Origin of the sequence: Micromonospora peucetia, assembly GCF_900091625.1 — a bacterium.
Lineage (GTDB): Bacteria > Actinomycetota > Actinomycetes > Mycobacteriales > Micromonosporaceae > Micromonospora > Micromonospora peucetia.
Window position 1 is genome coordinate 2,749,174 of the sequence record NZ_FMIC01000002.1, and the last position, 17,181, is coordinate 2,766,354.

The 17,181-nt window shown below is 72.6% G+C and carries 14 protein-coding genes; 10 read left to right on the forward strand and 4 right to left on the reverse strand.

All coding sequences use genetic code 11. The features are described from left to right. The first annotated feature begins 200 nt into the window (after window positions 1-200). The 3 genes from GA0070608_RS12900 (at window position 201) to GA0070608_RS12910 (ending at window position 2,235) form a co-directional block, all read left to right on the forward strand. Window positions 201-971, forward strand: a complete 771-nt coding sequence (locus tag GA0070608_RS12900; RefSeq protein WP_091627405.1) for an ROK family protein — start codon at window positions 201-203, stop codon at window positions 969-971. Between the two features lie 214 nt (window positions 972-1,185). Further along, the gene (locus GA0070608_RS12905; RefSeq protein ID WP_091627409.1) at window positions 1,186-1,554 is read left to right on the forward strand and encodes a tetratricopeptide repeat protein; all 369 of its coding nucleotides are present in this window, start codon (window positions 1,186-1,188) and stop codon (window positions 1,552-1,554) included. 426 nt (window positions 1,555-1,980) lie between these two features. Beyond that, window positions 1,981-2,235 carry a Smr/MutS family protein gene (locus GA0070608_RS12910; RefSeq protein ID WP_091627412.1) on the forward strand — a complete coding sequence of 85 codons (255 nt, stop codon included), beginning with the start codon at window positions 1,981-1,983 and terminating at the stop codon, window positions 2,233-2,235. A gap of 55 nt (window positions 2,236-2,290) precedes the next feature. Here the strand turns inward: GA0070608_RS12910 and GA0070608_RS12915 are convergent, their stop codons facing one another. Continuing rightward, on the reverse strand, window positions 2,291-3,166 hold the full coding sequence (locus GA0070608_RS12915) for an NAD(P)-dependent oxidoreductase (protein ID WP_091627416.1): 876 nt from the start codon (window positions 3,164-3,166) through the stop codon (window positions 2,291-2,293). 237 nt (window positions 3,167-3,403) lie between these two features. Then, complete coding sequence (locus tag GA0070608_RS12920) at window positions 3,404-5,779, reverse strand: M28 family peptidase (RefSeq protein ID WP_091627420.1); 2,376 nt, start codon at window positions 5,777-5,779, stop codon at window positions 3,404-3,406. 307 nt (window positions 5,780-6,086) lie between these two features. On the opposite strand from GA0070608_RS12920, the gene GA0070608_RS12925 reads away from it, so the two are divergent. From GA0070608_RS12925 to GA0070608_RS12955, 7 genes are all read left to right on the forward strand, one after another. After that, window positions 6,087-7,265 (forward strand): PP2C family protein-serine/threonine phosphatase, encoded by a 1,179-nt coding sequence (locus GA0070608_RS12925; RefSeq protein ID WP_091634995.1) that lies wholly within the window; start codon window positions 6,087-6,089, stop codon window positions 7,263-7,265. Beyond that, entirely contained in the window at window positions 7,262-9,019 is a 1,758-nt protein-coding gene (locus GA0070608_RS12930; protein ID WP_245715778.1) for a sensor histidine kinase, read from the forward strand. The genes GA0070608_RS12925 and GA0070608_RS12930 overlap by 4 nt, the downstream gene beginning before the upstream one ends. Continuing rightward, on the forward strand, window positions 9,016-9,468 hold the full coding sequence (locus GA0070608_RS12935) for a response regulator (RefSeq protein WP_091627426.1): 453 nt from the start codon (window positions 9,016-9,018) through the stop codon (window positions 9,466-9,468). Before GA0070608_RS12930 ends, GA0070608_RS12935 begins: the two co-directional genes overlap by 4 nt. Then, window positions 9,461-10,273 (forward strand): inositol monophosphatase family protein, encoded by an 813-nt coding sequence (locus GA0070608_RS12940; RefSeq protein WP_091627430.1) that lies wholly within the window; start codon window positions 9,461-9,463, stop codon window positions 10,271-10,273. Before GA0070608_RS12935 ends, GA0070608_RS12940 begins: the two co-directional genes overlap by 8 nt. A 191-nt stretch (window positions 10,274-10,464) precedes the next feature. Next, window positions 10,465-11,508 (forward strand): coiled-coil domain-containing protein, encoded by a 1,044-nt coding sequence (locus GA0070608_RS12945; RefSeq protein WP_091627434.1) that lies wholly within the window; start codon window positions 10,465-10,467, stop codon window positions 11,506-11,508. 36 nt (window positions 11,509-11,544) lie between these two features. Then, window positions 11,545-13,098 (forward strand): fused MFS/spermidine synthase, encoded by a 1,554-nt coding sequence (locus tag GA0070608_RS12950; RefSeq protein ID WP_091627438.1) that lies wholly within the window; start codon window positions 11,545-11,547, stop codon window positions 13,096-13,098. Between the two features lie 70 nt (window positions 13,099-13,168). Next, on the forward strand, window positions 13,169-14,827 hold the full coding sequence (locus tag GA0070608_RS12955; protein WP_091627442.1) for a serine/threonine-protein kinase: 1,659 nt from the start codon (window positions 13,169-13,171) through the stop codon (window positions 14,825-14,827). Between the two features lie 11 nt (window positions 14,828-14,838). Here the strand turns inward: GA0070608_RS12955 and GA0070608_RS12960 are convergent, their stop codons facing one another. Beyond that, entirely contained in the window at window positions 14,839-15,471 is a 633-nt protein-coding gene (locus GA0070608_RS12960; protein ID WP_411970825.1) for a potassium channel family protein, read from the reverse strand. 25 nt (window positions 15,472-15,496) lie between these two features. After that, window positions 15,497-16,831, reverse strand: a complete 1,335-nt coding sequence (locus GA0070608_RS12965) for a TrkH family potassium uptake protein (RefSeq protein WP_091627450.1) — start codon at window positions 16,829-16,831, stop codon at window positions 15,497-15,499. Between the last annotated feature and the right edge of the window lie 350 nt (window positions 16,832-17,181).

Genomic DNA, 17,181 nt, shown 5'->3' on the forward strand with positions numbered 1-17,181 from the left:
CGCCTCCGCCCTCGCCCCACCCTCACTCCCTCTCCCCACCCCGCCCCCACCCCACCCCGCCCCACCCCGCCCCACCCCGCTCCGCCCGCCCCCGCGATCTTGCAGTTTGTGCCCGGACAAGCGTGATGAAAGCCGCGAATGCGGGGCTGAAAGTGCAAGATCGCGAACCATGTTCGGGCGGCACGCGGCACACTGCTCGGGTGGTGACCACTCTGGCGATCGACTGTGGCGGCGGCGGGATCAAGGCGTCCGTGCTGGACGGGGCGGGCACGATGCGCGCCCGACCGCTGCGGGTGCCCACTCCGTACCCTCTGCCGCCGGCGCTCTTCGTCAAGACGCTGCTGGAGTTGGGCGGCCGGCTGCCCGCGGCGGACCGGCTGACCGTCGGCCTGCCCGGCATGATCCGGCACGGGGTGGTGGTCGCCACCCCGCATTATGTGACCCGCTCCGGCCCTCGTTCGAAGGTCGATCCCGGCCTCGTCGCGCAGTGGTCCGGGTACGACGCGCGGACCGCGCTCGCCGAGGCGTTCGGGGTGCCGGCGCTGGTGCTGAACGACGCCGAGGTGCACGGGGCCGGGGTGGTCGCCGGGACCGGCTGCGAGCTGGTGCTGACCCTCGGCACGGGGCTGGGCAGCGCGCTCTTCGATGGCGGAGTGCTCGCCCCGCACCTGGAGCTGTCCCACGCCCCGGTGCGCTGGAACACCACCTACGACACCTATGTCGGAGAGCCGGAGCGGCGCCGGCTCGGGGACGCGTTCTGGTCCCGCCGGATCCGGCAGGTCGTGGACGGGCTGCGCCCGGTGTTCCGCTGGGACCGGCTCTACCTGGGCGGCGGCAACTCCCGGCTGATCCGTCCCGAGCAACTCGCCCGGATGGGCGACGACGTGGTGGTGGTGCCCAACACCGCCGGCATCGTCGGCGGCGTCCGCGCCTGGGAGTTGGCCACCGGCCGGCACGGCGCCTCCGCCTGACAGCCCCACATTCCGCACGTTTCCCATGCCCGCCACCACCTACCCCTCGCGATCTTGCACTTCCGGCCCCGAGTTCGCGGCTTTCGCCCCAATCGCCAGGGCGCCAAGTGCAAGATCGCGAGGGGCGGGGGTGCGGGGAGGGCGGGAACAGCTGAGGTACGGCGGGTGTTGTGCCAGCGTCGGGACAGTGGCGCGACACGAGGGGGTGGGCCGAATGGACCTTCTGACCGAGTACCGGCGGGCGAACATGTTCTTCGAGGCTGGTGACCCGACCGGAGCGGCCCGGCTACTCGAACCGATCGTGGAGGCCGAGCCCGGCAACGCCTCGGTGCGGCAGCTGCTGGCCCGGGCGTACTTCGCCTCGGCCCAGCTCAACCGGGCCGAGGCGCAGCTGCGGGAACTGGTCGACCGGGATCCCAGCGATCACTACGCCCACCACGTGCTGGGCCGCACGCTGGAACGGCTCAACCGGCACGCCGACGCGCTGCGGCACCTGCGCATCGCGGCGGCGATGCACAGCGGCAACGACGACTACCGCGTCGCCCTGGACCGGGTGCAGACCCGGGTCGAGGACGGCCGCTGACGGCGCACGGATCGCCGCCCGGCATGGGCGCACGGACGGGGCAGCTCGACAGGGCTGCCCCGTCCGCTTGCGCGGGTGTCGCCGTCGCCGGGGCGGGGCGACGTACCCCGGACAGCCCAACGGCCAGTTCCCGCGACGAGTGGAACGTCGTGGCTGTCAAACGGGTCCGTTGACAGCCACGACGTTCCACCCGTGCGGCAGGTACGGAAAGGAAGCCGCCTGGGAGCCGGGGCGGTTGGTGGCGGCCTGGACACTCGACCACCAGTGTGACGCTGCGCAGTGCGACGGTGATGGCCCGCTCGGCATCCCCGACGGCACAGGTGCGGTGGGGTGTCGGGCCACGGCGGGCGCGGGACGGGGCCGGCCCCTCACCGCCGGGCGGCCTACCATCGGTGTCATGGGACGTGACCTGCCGGCGGGTGCGGCGTGAAGCTGAAGCTGGATCTGCACGACATCTTCAACAAGGGCCACGACATCGACCGGGCGCTGCGCGGGATCATGGACGAGGCGGTGGCGAAGAAGGCCACCCTCGTCGAGATCATCCCCGGCAAGGGTTCCGGCCAGCTCAAGAAGCGGGTGCTGCGGTTCCTGGACCAGAAGGACGTCAAGCAGCTCTACCACCGCGTCGAGAAGGACTCGAAGAACTTCGGCCGCGTCTTCATCCACTTCCGCTGGAAGTAGCGCCGCCGGGGCTGGCGTCGCCGGGGCTGGCGTCGCCCCGGGTGGGCGAGCGCCGCTAGCAGGGGTTCTTGATGCTCTCGATGATCCTGGCGAAGCCCTCCGTTCCGTGGCCCGCGTCGATCTGCCGCCGCAGGAGGCGCTGGACCATGTCGACGACCTCGGTGCTGACGCCCTGCTCGGCGCTGGCGTTCAGGATGTCGGTGAGGTCGGAGAACTCCAGGCTCTGCTGCCCCGCGACGGTGTAGTCCCCGCCGTCGATGACCGCGGCGTACTCGTGGAGGCCGTTGGTCATGGCGGTCAGCAGGGGCACGGCCATGTCGGCGAACCTGCTGGCCGTCATGCCGGCCGGCGCGACCATGGCGGCGCCGTGCATGAATCCGGCGAACATGACGTACATGCCCGCGAGCAGGGCGAGGTCGTACAGGGACGCCAGCCCGGGATCCTCGCCGTGGTACGTGCTGGTTCCCCACCGGTCGAGCAGCGGCCGGTACTGGTGGAAGGCGTCGGCCGACCCGCTGTAGAGCAGGGATGATCCGGGCTGCCCGATCATCTGCGGCACGGCCATGATGCCGCCGTCCAGGTACGTGATGCCCGCTTCGGTGGCCCAGGCCGCCATCTCGCGTGACTGGTTCGGTGTCGTCGTGGTCACGTTGACCAGGGTCCGTCCGGCCAGGTGGCCGGCGAGCGGGTCGAGCACCTCGCGGACCGACGCGTGATCCAGCAGGCATGCGATCACCAGATGGCTGGCCTGGACGGCGTCGCCTGCTGTGGCGGCGACCTGCGCGCCCTGAGCGGCGAGGTCGTCCGCCCTGCCCGCCGAGCGGTTCCAGACTGTCGTCTCGTGGCCGGCCGTCACCAGGGCGGCGGCGAGAGCGCTGCCCATCGCGCCCAGCCCGAGAACGCTCACCCGGACGCTGTCGTTGGTAGTCATGTAGTGGGTGCTCCCCTTCGTGGCTCGTGGTACGGGGAAATCGTCGCCGTTGTCGGACAGAGTCCGCCAGTACCGACTATTTAGTCAGGTACTTACCTTTCGGTAAGTCTGGCGGGGGAGGGCAGATGGCAACGTCGGCGCGACGCGGCCCCACGCCAGACCGCGCCCACCGCCCCCGGCGAGGCGAGCCATCGCCGGGGGCGGTGGGTGGTCGAGCCATCACCGGGGGCGGGGCGGTCAGAGCGGATAGGTGCGGGCCACGGCCAGCATCTCCGAGCTGTGCGAGCCGACGATCCCGACGTCGGGCGGGCGGGGCCGGAAGCCGGGCAGGGCGTCCAGGCCGTCGCTGGCGTCCATCGCGCGTAGCGCCACCTGCCCCGCCTTCGGCGCGACGGTCAGGGTCACCTCGACGCCCTCCGGCGGCGGGGCGTGGAAGACCACGCCGAAGCCCCAGCGGCCCGCGCCGCCCTCCACCGGGACCGGGCGGCCGGCCACCTCCGCCCGCAGCACCGTCGCCGTCTCCGTGTCCACATGCAGGGTGGTCAGGCGCACCTGGCGCTGGGGGACGAGTCGCAGGCGCAGGGTGCGCTCGGTGCCGGCGGTGGTGTCGGCGAGCACCTCCAGCTTCGGGGCGGGCAGGTTCGCCGCCTGCGCCGGACCGGCGCGCAACTCGGCGTCGCCCAGCCCGGGGAAGTCGGCGACCTCGGTCACCCCGTCGACGTAGCCGTCGGTCCAGGGCTGCGGATTCTCCTCGTGGCTGAGCCAGCGGGCCTGGCCGGTGCCGGCGTCGAGGGCGTACATCAGGTGACTGGGCGCGGGGTGCGTGGCGTCGAAGCGGTCGACGGCGAGTCCGGTCCCGGCGAGGACCACGGCCGCCAGCGTGGCGGCGACGGCCGGCAGTGCGCCGAGCCGGCGGGCGCGCACGGCGACCATGCCCCGCTGGCCGCCGGCCTGCGGGTGCAGCAGGTCGACCACCGGCAGCGCGGCCAGGCCGAGCAGCACCGCGACCAGCGCGGCGACCCCGCCCATCGCCATGCCGAGCGCCGGGAAGAGCAGGACGACGGTGGGCAGCAGGATCACCACGGCCACCGCGGCGGCCAGGGCCGATGCCACCACCGGCCACGGGCCGTCGATCCGCGTGCCCAGCGCGGCCAGCCCGGCCAGCGCGCCGGCCAGGGCCGGGATGGTGACCAGGTACGCCCCGCCGGGCACCAGCACGGCGAGCAGCACCCCGAGCACGGCCAGCCAGCCCAGCCCGCCGATCGCGAGCGCGGCCGGGCCGACCCGGCGGCGGGTCAGCGCGTACCAGGTGAACAGGACGGCGGCGGCGAGCGCCACCACGGCAAGCCGGTACCAGGTCGGCCGGTACGGGTCGAGCAACTCGGCGTAGCCGGGCCGGATCGCGGTGATCGCCGCCCAGAGCAGTTGCGCGGCGAGCGGGGCGAGCACGATCGGCAGCAGCGCCAGCCCGAAGCCGGCGGCGAGCCGGCCCCCGGTGACGCGGCCCCGCCGCCGGGCGAGCCAGCCGAGGGCCACCACGGCGGCGAGCGCGAGCAACGCCAGCGGCAGGACCAGCCAGCCGGGGTAGCGGACCAGCCCGCCCGGGACCGGGAAGTAGGTGGCGTCGTGCCCGGAGTCCAGCGCGGTCAGGTCGACCCGGCCGAACTCGCGGGCGAGGCCGAGGGCGTTGTCGCCGTGGTGCTGGAGGCTGGCCCGGTCCATGGCGGCGGGGGTGTCCAGCGGGGTGTGGTAGATCGCCCCGCCGTCGATGTACGCCGAGTTGAGCCCGACGAAGTCGGCGTCGAGGAACGCGGTGAAGTCGGTGTCGTTGGGCAACGCCCGGTAGATCTCCACCGCGAACGAGGTGCCCACGGGGTGCGGCGCGGCCCGGCCGAAGGCGTCCACCAGGGCGGCGTTGTTCCGCGAGGTCTCGAACATGATCACCGGGCCGGTGGAGCCGCGTGCCTCCAGGTTGAGCACCACGCCGCCGTCGGCGGCCAGCGGGTGGCTGGACGCGAACGCCGCCGCCCCGCACAGGCACGCCTCCTCGGCGTCGGTGAGCACGAAGACGATGTCGTTGCGGGGCCGGGGGCCGGCGGCCAGCGCGCGGGCCACCTCCAGGATGGCCGAGGTGCCGGCGGCGTCGTCGTTGCCGCCCGGCCCGGACTGCACCGAGTCGTAGTGCGCGACGAGGAAGACCTTGCCGGTGGGGGCGGTGCCGGGCAGCCGGGCCACCACGTTGCGGACCCGGGCCAGGGTGGCCCCGCCGGCCGCCCCGCTGAGCTGGCCGGCCTCGGGCGCGACGGTGTCCTGCACCTCGGTCTCCAGGCCGAGGCCGCGCAGCACCCCCTCGACGTGTACGCGGACCTGGTCGTTGGCCGGGCTGCCCGCCACGTGCGCCCGCGCGGCGACGACCTCGACGTGTTCGTACGCCCGGGCGGCGCTGAACTCGCCCGGCGGCGCGTCGGCCGGGCGCGGTGCGGGGGTGCGCAGGTCGAACAGGGTGCCGGCGCCGACGGCGACGAGCGCGGCGAGCGCCGCCACGGCGGCGACCAGCCGGCGACGGGGCCGGGCCAGCGCGCGGTCGGCGGGGCGGATGGGGGGTGCGCCCACGAAGGTCTCCTCGGAACGGGTCTCAGGTGGGCACCATCCTGCACCCCGGTGGCCGTCAGCGGGACTCCCGACGACGGCTCGGGAGCACACCCGTCCGCTTTGCCCGTCGCCGGGTAGTGATCCGGCCCATGCCCGCGCATCCGGCGCCCGTCGTGTTGTGTGCGAACGTTGTGTAATACAGGATCAGCAGGGCACTCGGAAGGAGCCCGACATCACCAGCGATCTCCCGCGTCTCGCGGCGGTGACCCGGCCGCACCGGGGGACCGGCCTGGCCGGCTCCTCTGCCGTGCCGTACCCGCACGGTGGCATGGGACGTCATCCGAACCTGCCTCCCGGCGAGCGGCTGCGGGTCCTGCTGGTCGAGGACGACGAGGGCGACGCCTTCCTGGTCGGTGAGTTGCTCGCCGAGACCAATTCGATGATCGAACTGCTGGTGGCGACCAGCCTCAGCGAGGCGCGGCGGCGCGTGATGGGCGTCGACTGCGTCCTGCTCGACCTGGGCCTGCCCGACGCGCAGGGCCTCGACGGGCTGCGTCAGGTGCTGGAGATGTCCAGCGGCGCCGCGGTCTGCGTGCTGACCGGCCGCTCCGACGAGCACCTCGGCATCGTCGCGGTCGCCGAGGGCGCCCAGGACTACCTGGTCAAGGGTCAGGTCGACGGGGTGCTGCTGACCCGGGCGCTGCGCTACGCGGTGGAGCGTAAGCGGGCCGACGAGAACGCCCGGCGGCTGCGTGAGGTCGAGTTGCGCCAGGCCGAGTCGGCCCGCCTCGAACGGGGCCTGCTGCCCCAACCGCTGATGACCACGGACCAGGTCGCGGTGCACACCTTCTACCGGCCCGGCCGGTACGCCGCCCTGATCGGCGGCGACTTCTACGACGTGGTGCAGACCCGGCCCGACCGGGTCGACCTGATCGTCGGTGACGTCTGCGGGCACGGCGTGGACGAGGCGGCCCTCGGCGTGGAGCTCCGGGTCGCCTGGCGGGCGCTGATCCTCGCCGGGGTGCCCGACGACGAGGTGCTCCCGGCGCTGGAGCAGGTGCTGATGAGCGAGCGCCGGCTTCAGGAGATCTTCGCGACCGTCGCCACCGTACGGCTGGACCTCGACGCCAACCGGGCCACCGTCCGACTGGCCGGGCACCCGCCGCCGCTGCTGCTGGCCGGGGGCCGGGTGCTGCCGGTTCCGGCGCCCGGTGGCCGGCTGCTCGGCGTACGACCTCGCCGACCCGTGGCCTACGACCTGGAGTTCGACACCGATGACTGGTCCCTGCTGATGTACACCGACGGACTGATCGAGGGCCGGATCGGCGAGGGCGACGAGCGCCTCGACGTGCCCGGCCTCAGCGGACTGCTCGCCGACCCGGCGACCCGCGCGGTGCCGCTCGCCGAGCTGCCGGCCTGGCTGGTCGGGCGTGCCGAGCAGCTCAACGGCGGTCCGTTCGCCGACGACGTCGCCATGCTGCTGGTCAGCCGGGGCGGTGGCCGGTGACCGCCGTCCGCGACTGGACCCTGCGCCGGCGGGTCATCACGCTGCTCACCGTCGTCGCCGTGCTCCTGCTCGGCCTGGCCGCCGGCGAGGTGGCCCTGGCAGCGAAGAACCGGTCGCACATCGACGCGATCCTGAACAAGACCGGCCCGCTGCGGGTGCAGGCGCAGGAGTTGCTGAACGCGCTGCTGGACCAGGAGACGGCGGTCCGCGGTTACGCGGTGAGTGGCAACCCGGCCGACCTGGCGCCGTACGACGCCGGCCGCAAGCGCGAGCAGAACCTGGTCGCCTCGATGCAGCGGCTGGTCGGCGACTACCCGGAGCTTCGGGAGGAGATCCGGATCGTCGAACAGCGGGCCGAGGCGTGGCGCCAGACGGTGGCGGTGCCGGTGGTCACCACGACGGACCAGAGCGGCACCACCGCCGGGCAGGCGCTCATCACCGACGAGGCCCGGGAGCAGTTCGACGAGGTTCGCGGCGCCGTCGACCACCTCCAGCAGGTGATCTTCGAGGCCCGGCAGCGCAGCGCCGAGGACGTCCAGCGGACCAGCAACCTGCTGGTCGTCCTGCTGATCGTCGCCGTCGGGGTGGTGATCATCGCCGGCACCCTGATGCTGGTCTCGCTGGACAAGATGGTGATCCGCCCGCTGACCGGGCTCGCCGACCAGGTCCGGGAGGTGGCCGAGGGCGACTATCAGCACGGCATCGCCGGTTCCGGCCCGCCCGAGTTCGTCCGGCTCGCCGAAGACGTGGACGCGATGCGGCGCAAGATCGCCAAGGACCTGGCCGAGGTACGGGAGGCCCGGGAGCGGATCGAGTGGGTCAACAGCCAGCTCCAGAAGCAGGCCGAGGAACTCACCCGATCCAACCGTGACCTGGAGCAGTTCGCGTACGTCGCCTCGCACGACCTCCAGGAGCCGCTGCGCAAGGTGGCCAGCTTCTGCCAGCTCCTTCAGCGCCGATACTCCGGGCAGTTGGACGAGCGGGCCGACCAGTACATCGCGTTCGCGGTCGACGGCGCGCAGCGAATGCAGCGCCTGATCAACGATCTGCTCGCCTTCTCCCGGATCGGCCGGCTCACCACCGGCTTCACCGAGGTCGACATGAACAAGGTCATGGGCGACGTGGCCGGCCAGACCGAGGCGGCCCGGCAGTACGCCGACGCGGAGCTGACCTGGGACGAGCTGCCGGTCATCCGTGGCGAGGAGCCGTTGCTGACCAACCTGCTGGCCAACCTGGTCAGCAACTCGATCAAGTTCCGCCGCCCCGACGTGCCCGCGAAGGTGCACATCTCGGCCCGCCTGGTGGGCGACGAGTGGGAGATCAGCTGCCAGGACAACGGCATCGGGATCGAGCCGGAGTTCGCCGACAAGATCTTCGTCATCTTCCAGCGGCTGCACGCCAAGGACGCGTACCCGGGCACCGGGATCGGGCTGGCGATCGTCAAGAAGATCGTTGAATACCATGGCGGTCGGGTCTGGGTGGACACCGACACCGAGGAGGGCACGGCGATCCGCTTCACCCTCCCGGCGCTGCCCGGGGACGTCGAGTCGGCGGCTGCGGCACCGGACGAGCCGGCCGACGAGCCGGCGACCGGCGAGGCCGGGACCGGGGACGGCGGGGAGCCCGCCGGGGAGCCCGGGACGGGCACCCCGGCGCAGGCCGGCGGACGCCTCGACGAGACGGACGCCACGGATGGGCCCGACCGGGCACCGGAAGGCGGTAGAACGGGTGACATGAGGGAGACAGTGGGATGACCGCGCCGGCGGACGGCAAGAGCCCGATCGAGGTCCTGCTGGTCGAGGACGACCCGGGCGACGTGTTGATGACCCAGGAGGCGTTCGAGGAGCACAAGCTCCGTAACCGGCTGACCGTCGTCTCCGACGGCGCCGAGGCGCTGTCCTACCTGAGGCGCGAGGGCCAGTACGCCGACGCGGTGCAGCCGGACCTGATCCTGCTCGACCTGAACCTTCCCCGCCGCGACGGGCGGGAGGTGCTGGAGGAGATCAAGTCCGACGAGCAGCTCTGCCGGATCCCGGTCGTGGTGCTGACGACCTCCCAGGCCGACGAGGACATTCTGCGCAGCTACCAGTTGCACGCCAACGCGTACGTGGCCAAGCCGGTGGACTTCGAGCGCTTCATCTCGGTGGTCCGGCAGATCGACGAGTTCTTCGTCAGCGTGGTCAAGCTGCCGCCGCGTGGCTGACACCCTGCTCGACGACGTCGGTGGTCTGCTGCGTGAGACCGCCGACCAGGTCGTGCTTCCGCTGTTCCGCAAGCTCGACGACGCCGACATCAGCGAGAAGGCGGAGGGGGAACTCGTCACGGTCGCCGACCGCCGCGCCGAGGAGATGATCTCGGCGGCGCTGCGCCGGCTGCGGCCCGGCTCGGTGGTGGTGGGCGAGGAGGCGGTTGCCGAGGACCCGGCCCTGCTGGACCACCTGCACGGCTCCGGCGACGTCTGGCTGGTCGACCCGGTCGACGGCACGTCGAACTTCGCCGCTGGCCGGCAGCCGTTCGCGCTGATGGTGGCGCTGCTGACCGACGGGGAGCCGGCCGCCGCCTGGGTGCTCGACCCGCTCGCCGGCACGCTGGCGGTCGCCCGGTCGGGCGAGGGGACCTGGCTCGACGGCCGGCCGCTGTGGACCGGCGACCGTACGCCCGCGCTCGGCGCGCTGCGCGGCGCCGCGATGTCGCACGCCCTGCCGTCCGCGTCACGGGCGCTTGTCGAGGCGGGCGGCGCGCGGCTCGGCGAACTGCTTCCCGGCCAGCACTGCGCCGGCCGGGAATACCTGGACGTGCTCACCGGCGACCAGGACTTCGTGCTCTTCTGGCGCACCCTGCCGTGGGACCACGCCCCGGGCAGCCTGCTGGTCCGAGCGGCCGGTGGAGTGGCCCGGCGCTTCGACGGCACCGACTACCGCCCGGGGGACGGGGGGCACGGCCTCCTGGTCGCCGCGAGCGAACAGATCTGGACGGACGTACGCGAGGGATTGCTCGGCGCTGCGTGACGTCGATGAGACACTGCGTCGATATTCGATGGCTCGGGCGTTCGTGGGCCTGGCCGGACATGCTCCATCCGGTATCCTGACCGCCGGTCTCCGCCAGCAGGCCGCCGACCGGCGCCCGGCGGGGGCCGCCACCGCGCCGTGCTGTCATCCGGGCCGGTGGCTGACGGAAGGATGCTTTCGTGCGCAGGACCATGCCCGTCGGGCGTCACGGCCGCCGCCCGCTGATCGCCCTGCCGGCTGGGCGGCGTGTCCGCCGCCCGCTGATCGCCCTGCTCGTCGCCGGGACGCTGCTCTTCGGCGGCGGCGCGGTGCCGGCCCACGCGGAGCCCAACGAGGGTGGCACCAAGAAGCTCCGGGAAGCCCTGGAGGCCACCGCCAAGGCGCACATCGAGGCGACGGGGAAGCTCAACAACTCCAAGGCCCGGCAGAAGCAACTGGGCGGGCAGGTGGGTGCTCTGGAGACCCGGCTGGTCGCGCTGACCGCGCAGGTCGGCGAGGTGGCCGCCCAGTCCTACCGGCTGGGCCGGCTGACGCCCACGTCGATGCTGCTAAACAGCGCCTCGCCGGAGTCGTTCCTGGAGCGGGCGGCCAGCCTCGACCTGATGGCACAGCGCGACGGCAGGCGGCTGCGTGACCTGACCGAGACACGTGAGCAGGCGCGTCAGGCCAAGATCGCCATCGACGCCGAGATCCGCGAGCAGCAGAAGCAGGTCGCGGTGATTGCGAAAAAGAAGAAGGAGGCCGAGGCGGCGCTCGCGGAGGTCAGCTCGGGCAGCAGCGGCGGCTTCAGCGGCGGCAGCTCCACCTCGGCGAAACCGGCCCCCCGCAACTCGGACGGCTCCTGGCCGTCGGAGTCCTGCTCGGTGAACGACCCGACCACCTCCGGCTGCATCACCCCGCGCACCCTCAACGCCCTGAAGCAGACCCAGGCGGCCAACTACAAGCGGCACGTCTCCTGCTACCGCAGCGGCGGCTCCGGTGAGCATCCCAAGGGCCGGGCCTGCGACTTCTCGGCCGCCACCAGCGGGTTCAAGGACGAGACCGCCACCGGCGGGGACAAGTCGTACGGGGACAACCTCGCCGCCTGGCACGTGCGCAACGCCAGCCGGCTCGGCGTGCTCTACGTGATCTGGTACCGGCAGATCTGGCACCCCGGCACCGGATGGCGGGCGTACGGCGGCAGCGGCAGCCCCGCCGCCGACCACACGAACCATGTTCATCTCTCGATGTACTGACCCGCCGGGTCAGTTTCACTGCGTACCATCGCGCGGGTGAGCTCCCCATCCTCCGACGTCACGGTCCCGCCGGCCCAGCCGGCGGCGCCGACCGCCCTGGCCCTGCCCAACGGCCTCGCCGCGTTCCTGGTCTTCTTCTCCAGCGGCGCCGTCCTGGTGCTGGAGACCGCCGCCCTGCGGCTGGTCGGGCCGTACGTGGGGGTGACCCTCCAGGTGACCAGTTCGGTCATCGGCATCGCCCTGGCCGCCATCGCCTACGGTGCGTGGACGGGCGGCTGGTTGGCAGACCGGCGCAACCCGCGCACCCTGCTGGCCCCGGCGCTGGTGTTGGCCGGCATCGCCACCGCAGTCACCCTGCCCGTCGTCCGGTACGCCGGTGAGGTGCTGCGCGGCGGGGCGGCCTCGGCCATCCTGCTGCTCGTCGCGCTCGCCGTCTTCGTGCCGGCGGCCCTGCTCTCGTCGGTCACCCCGCTGGTGGTGAAGCTCCAGCTCGCCGACCTGCGGCGCACCGGCCAGGTGGTCGGCCGGCTCTCCAGCGTGGGCACGTTGGGCGCGGTCACGGCCACCCTGGTCACCGGTTTCGTGCTGGTGGCCGCGCTGCCCAGCACCGTCATCCTGTTCGCCCTGGCGGCCTCGCTCGGGCTCACCGGGCTCGGCCTCGGGGTGTGGCTGCGCCGTCGGGACGCAGCCCAGCTGCCCGGTCCCGCCCGCGCCAAGGCCGCCCTGGCGGTGCTCGGCCTCGCCGGCGCCGGGCTGACCACGGTGGCGCCGAACCCGTGCGACATCGAGACGGCCTACCACTGCGCCAGCGTGCAGGCCGACTCCGACCGGTCCTCCGGCCGCACCCTGCTGCTCAACTCGGCCCAGCACTCGTACGTGGACCTCGCCGACCCCACCCACCTGGAGTACGCGTACACCCGGTGGATCGGGGCGGTGGCCGACGTGGTGGCCCCGAAGGGGCAGCGGCTCGACGCGCTGCACCTGGGCGGTGGCGGGTTCACCGTGCCCCGCTACCTGACCGCCACCCGCCCCGGCACGGACAACGTCGTGTTCGAGATCGACGGCGGGCTGGTGGAGCTGGGCGAGCGTCAGCTCGGCGTACGCCAGGGCCCTGACCTGCGGGCGGTGGTGGGTGACGCCCGGATGCTGGTCGCGGGGGAGGCCACCGACAGCCGCGACCTCGTGGTCGGCGACGCGTTCGGGCACCTGGTGGTGCCCTGGCACCTGGCCACCCGGGAGATGGCCGCCGAGGTCCGCCGGGTGACCCGGCCGGGCGGCGTCTACGTGCAGAACGTCATCGACTACCCGCCGCTGCGCTTCATCCGCAGTGAGTTGGCCACCGTCGCCGCCGAGTTCCGGCACGTCGCGCTGATCGCCCCGGCGGCGGCGCTCGCCGGGCGGGAGGGCTCGAACTTCCTCATCGTCGCCTCCGACGCCCCGCTGCCGCTGGAGTCGGTCCGCGCCCGGCTGGCCGAGCTGCGGGAGGACGCCAACGTGCTGGTGGGCGCCGACCTCACCGCGTTCGTCGGCGAGGCACTGGTGCTGACCGACGACTACGCGCCCGTGGACCAGCTCCTCGCCACCGCCTGAACGGGTGAATCGCTGACCGATTCCGACCCTGGAGGTGTAGCCGGGGCGGTCCGGGGCAACAACGACTCCCATGGGTGGAGCGATCCGGGACGGCGCACAACTGCTGGGTGAGCGGTACCGGCTGATCGAACAGCTCGGCGCGGGCGGCATGTCCGTGGTGTGGCGCGGCTACGACGAGGTGCTCGGCCGCCAGGTGGCGGTCAAGGTGCTCGCGTCCCGGCTGGCCGCCGACCGTGCCTTCCGGCACCGCATCCGGATCGAGGCGCAGGCCGCCGCCCGGCTGTGCCACCCCAACATCACCAATGTCTACGACTACGGCGAGTCCGAGCAGGTCGGCCTGACGGTGCCGTACGTCGTCATGGAGCTGGTCGACGGCGAGTCGCTGACCGGTCGGCTGCGCCGGGGCAGCCTGCCCTGGCGGGAGGCGGTGACGATCGGCGCGGAGGTCACCTCGGCGCTGGCCACCGCGCACGCCCGAGGTGTGGTGCACCGCGACGTCACCCCGGGCAACATCATGCTGACCGCCACCGGCGTGAAGGTGGTCGACTTCGGCATCTCCGCGCTGGTGGGGGAGAAGGAGAAGGGGCCGGACGGCACCCTGCTCGGCACGCCCGCGTACCTCGCCCCGGAGCGGCTCGACAACGGCCAGGTCTCCCCGGCCACCGACGTGTACGCGGTCGGCCTGCTGCTCTACCGGATGCTCACCGGGCGGCTGCCCTGGCAGGCGAGCACCACCACGCAGATGCTGCGCGCGCACATGTACAACGAACCGGAGCCGATGCCGCCGGTGCCGGGGCTGCCCGACGAGGTGCGCGACCTGGTGGGCCGTTGCCTGGCCAAGCGCCCCGGGGACCGCCCCGTCACCACCGAGGTGGCGCGGACGCTCGCCGACGCCGCCGGCATGATCGCCGCGGTGCCGGTCTCCCCGGCGGCGGGGCCCGTGGACGAGGCCGAGCTGGCCGCCGCCGGGACCACGATCCTGCCCTGGTCCGCCGCGACCGACGCGCTGCCGTTCTCCCGTACGCGCAACCGGCGCGCGGCGACCCGGCGTCGGCGGATCGAGGCGGGGGTGGCCGCCGCCGGGCTGGTGGCGGTGACCGCAGCGGTCTGGGGGGTGACCTCGCACAGCCCCGCCAGCGGCGGCATCGACCAGCCGACCCAGGCGCGGATGGGCGCGGACGCGCCGACGCCCTGCCGGGTCGCGTACACGCTGCGCACGGACTCCGGCAAGGACTTCGCCGCCGAACTGACCCTGACCAACACCAGCGAGCGGGAACTGCGGGACTGGCGGCTGAGTTTCACCTTCCCCGGCCAGCAGACGGTGATCAAGGCGACGCCCGGCCCGGTGCGCCAGCAGGGGCAGACAGTGCTTGTACAGCCTGCCGCGGAGCGCGGCGCGCTGGCCCCCGGCGCGTCGGAGAAGCTCACCCTGACCGGCCGCCACACCGGCGTCAACCCACTGCCGCTGGAGTTCCGCCTCGGTGAGGAGACGTGCGGGGCGCAGGTTTCCGGGGTGGCCGGCTCGGCACCCGGCGTCGTACCCACCAAGGCCCCTGCCACCAAGGCGCCGGCTGCCAAGCCCTCGACGAAGAAGGCCGGAACGTCCGCCGGCAGTTCGGGTGGCGGGCCGAAGGCGAAGTCCGACAACTCAGGCAAGGGCAAGGGGGCGGGTGGTGGAAAAAAAGTAAGCCCGGAAAAGGAAAGGGACGAGGACGATGACGACGACTGAGCCGGCCGGGGTCAGCTGAGTTCCGCGAACCGTTGCACCTGCCCGATGTCCCCCTCGACGATCAGCATGCTGCCCGGGGTGATCACCGTGGCGTCCGTGGCGTACCGGAAGCGTTCGCCGGGCAGCTTCACACCGACCACCCGTACCCCGTAGCGCTCGGTGGGCGTCAGTTCCGTGAGCGGCCGGCCGACCATCGACTCCGGGGTGCACACCTTGGCGATGGCGAAGTCGTCGCCGAACTCGATGAAGTCGAGCATCCTGCTGACGATCAGGTGGGCCACCCGCTCGCCGGTCTCCGCCTCGGGAAAGATCACGTGGTGTGCGCCGACCGAGTCCAGGATCTTGGCGTGCTTCGTCGAGGTGGCCCGGGCCCAGATCTGCGGTACGCCCAGCTCGGCCAGCGCCAGCACGGTCAGTACGCTCGCCTCCACCGAGGCGCCGATGGCGACCACCGCCCGGCCGAAGTCCGCCACGCCGAGTTGGCGCAGCGCCCCCTCCTCGGTGGAGTCGGCCTGCACGACCCGGTCGAGCTGCGCCGACCATCGCTGCACCTGGTCCGGGTTGCGGTCGATGGCCAGCACCTCGTGCTTGAGGGCGGTCAGCGCGGTGGACAGGTGGCACCCGAACCGGCCCAACCCGATCACCACGACGCTGCCCGCGTCCGTCTTCCTAGCCGACAATGGGTTGCTCCTCCGCATAGCGGTACAGCCGCCGGCGGGTGTTCAGGGCGATCGCCGACCCGAGGGTCAGCGGCCCGATCCGGCCGACGAACATGAGGACGATCAGGGCGAGTTGGCCGCTCTCCGGCAGCGCGGCGGCGACCCCGACGCTGAGGCCGGTGGTGGTGAACGCCGAGGTCACCTCGAACAGCGCCTCGTAGTAGCGGACCCCCTCGGTGAGGAAGATCAGCACCACCGTGCCGCAGACCACCAGCGCGACGCTGAGCAGCGCGACGGTGATGGCCTGCCGCTGGCTGGCGGTGGCCACCCGGCGTTGCCCGACCGTCACGTCCGGCTCACCCCGCAGCTCCGCCCACATCACGAAGGCGAGCAGGAAGAACGTGGTGACCTTGATCCCGCCGGCCGTGCTGGCGCTGCCGCCGCCGATGAACATCAGCGCGATGACCAGGGGATAGCTCTCCTCCTCCAGTCTGGTGACGTCGACGACGTTGAAGCCGCCGGTGCGGATGAACGAGTTCTGGGCGAACGCCACGAGGAGCTTGTCCGGCCAGGCGTAGATCCCCAGGGTGCGCACGTTGGCCCACTCGATGACCAGCAGGCCGAGGAAGCCCACCACCAGCAGCGTCAGGCTGCCCCAGATGGTCAGTTTGGTGGCGATCGCCCACCGGTTCGGCTGCCGCCACTCCCGGACCGCCTCGAACAGCGCCGGGAAGCCGAGCCCGCCGACGATGGTGCCGATCGCCAGCGGCAGGGTGACCCAGGCGTCCGTGGAGAAGGCGATCAGGTTGTCGGTGTAGAGGGCGAATCCGCCGTTGTTGAAGGCCTGGACGGCGTGGAAGACGCTGCTCCAGAGGGCCCGGTCGAACGGGTAGTCGTAGGCGATCCAGAGTCGGGTGGTCAGGATCGCGGTGATGACCACCTCGCAGACGAGCGAGAGGCCAGCGATGCGCAGCAGCAGCCGGCGTACGTCGCCGATGCCGAACTCGGCGGTCTCGGCCTGCACCAGCAGCCGGCTGCGCAGCCCCAGCCGGCGGGCCACCACCAGGACCACCAGGGTCGCCCCGGTCACGATGCCGAGGCCACCGACCTGGGTGAGCACGGTGATCATCACGAGCCCGAACTCGTTCCAGTAGTTCGGCGTGTCCACCACCGCCATCCCGGTCACCGAGACCGCCGAGGTGGAGGTGAACAGGGCGATCAGGAACGGGGTGTGCCGGGACTCGCTGGTGGCCCAGGGCAGCATCAGCAGCCCGGTGCCGACCAGGATCGTCACCAGGAAGCCGAGCGGCACGAGCCGTACGGGGTGACGAAGGAGCCGGCGCATCAGACAATCTTCCTTTTCCACCGCGATCCGGGTGCGGAAACCCGCATGGACGGCCACAGGGGTTGGCCGGCCGGAGCGGCTGCCCGGCTGCCGCGTCGGGCCTGTCGGGCTGATGTCGCAGACGACTCAGGTGTCCCGCGAACGCTGTCGAGCTGCCCCATCTGTAGGGGCGGTCGACAGGCCGGCACGCGCCACCCGCGTTCGGCGCCGCGGTGCGGAGCTCCACGGGAGGTCTGCTCGGGCTGTCCAGGCGAGGCGGCGGGGCAGGACGAACTCGGCGCCCCATACGTGGGGCAGTTCGACAGGAGGTGTCCAGGGTGGTTACGCGGTGGGGCGTTCGGCGACGTGGG

Coding starts and splice junctions, on each gene's coding strand:
- GA0070608_RS12955 (WP_091627442.1), top strand. CDS start 13,169: ATGGGTGGAGCGATCCGGGACGGCGCACAACTGCTGGGTGAGCGGTAC.
- GA0070608_RS12915 (WP_091627416.1), bottom strand. CDS start 3,166: ATGACTACCAACGACAGCGTCCGGGTGAGCGTTCTCGGGCTGGGCGCG.
- GA0070608_RS12945 (WP_091627434.1), top strand. CDS start 10,465: ATGCCCGTCGGGCGTCACGGCCGCCGCCCGCTGATCGCCCTGCCGGCT.
- GA0070608_RS12925 (WP_091634995.1), top strand. CDS start 6,087: ATGGGACGTCATCCGAACCTGCCTCCCGGCGAGCGGCTGCGGGTCCTG.
- GA0070608_RS12935 (WP_091627426.1), top strand. CDS start 9,016: ATGACCGCGCCGGCGGACGGCAAGAGCCCGATCGAGGTCCTGCTGGTC.
- GA0070608_RS12905 (WP_091627409.1), top strand. CDS start 1,186: ATGGACCTTCTGACCGAGTACCGGCGGGCGAACATGTTCTTCGAGGCT.
- GA0070608_RS12965 (WP_091627450.1), bottom strand. CDS start 16,831: ATGCGCCGGCTCCTTCGTCACCCCGTACGGCTCGTGCCGCTCGGCTTC.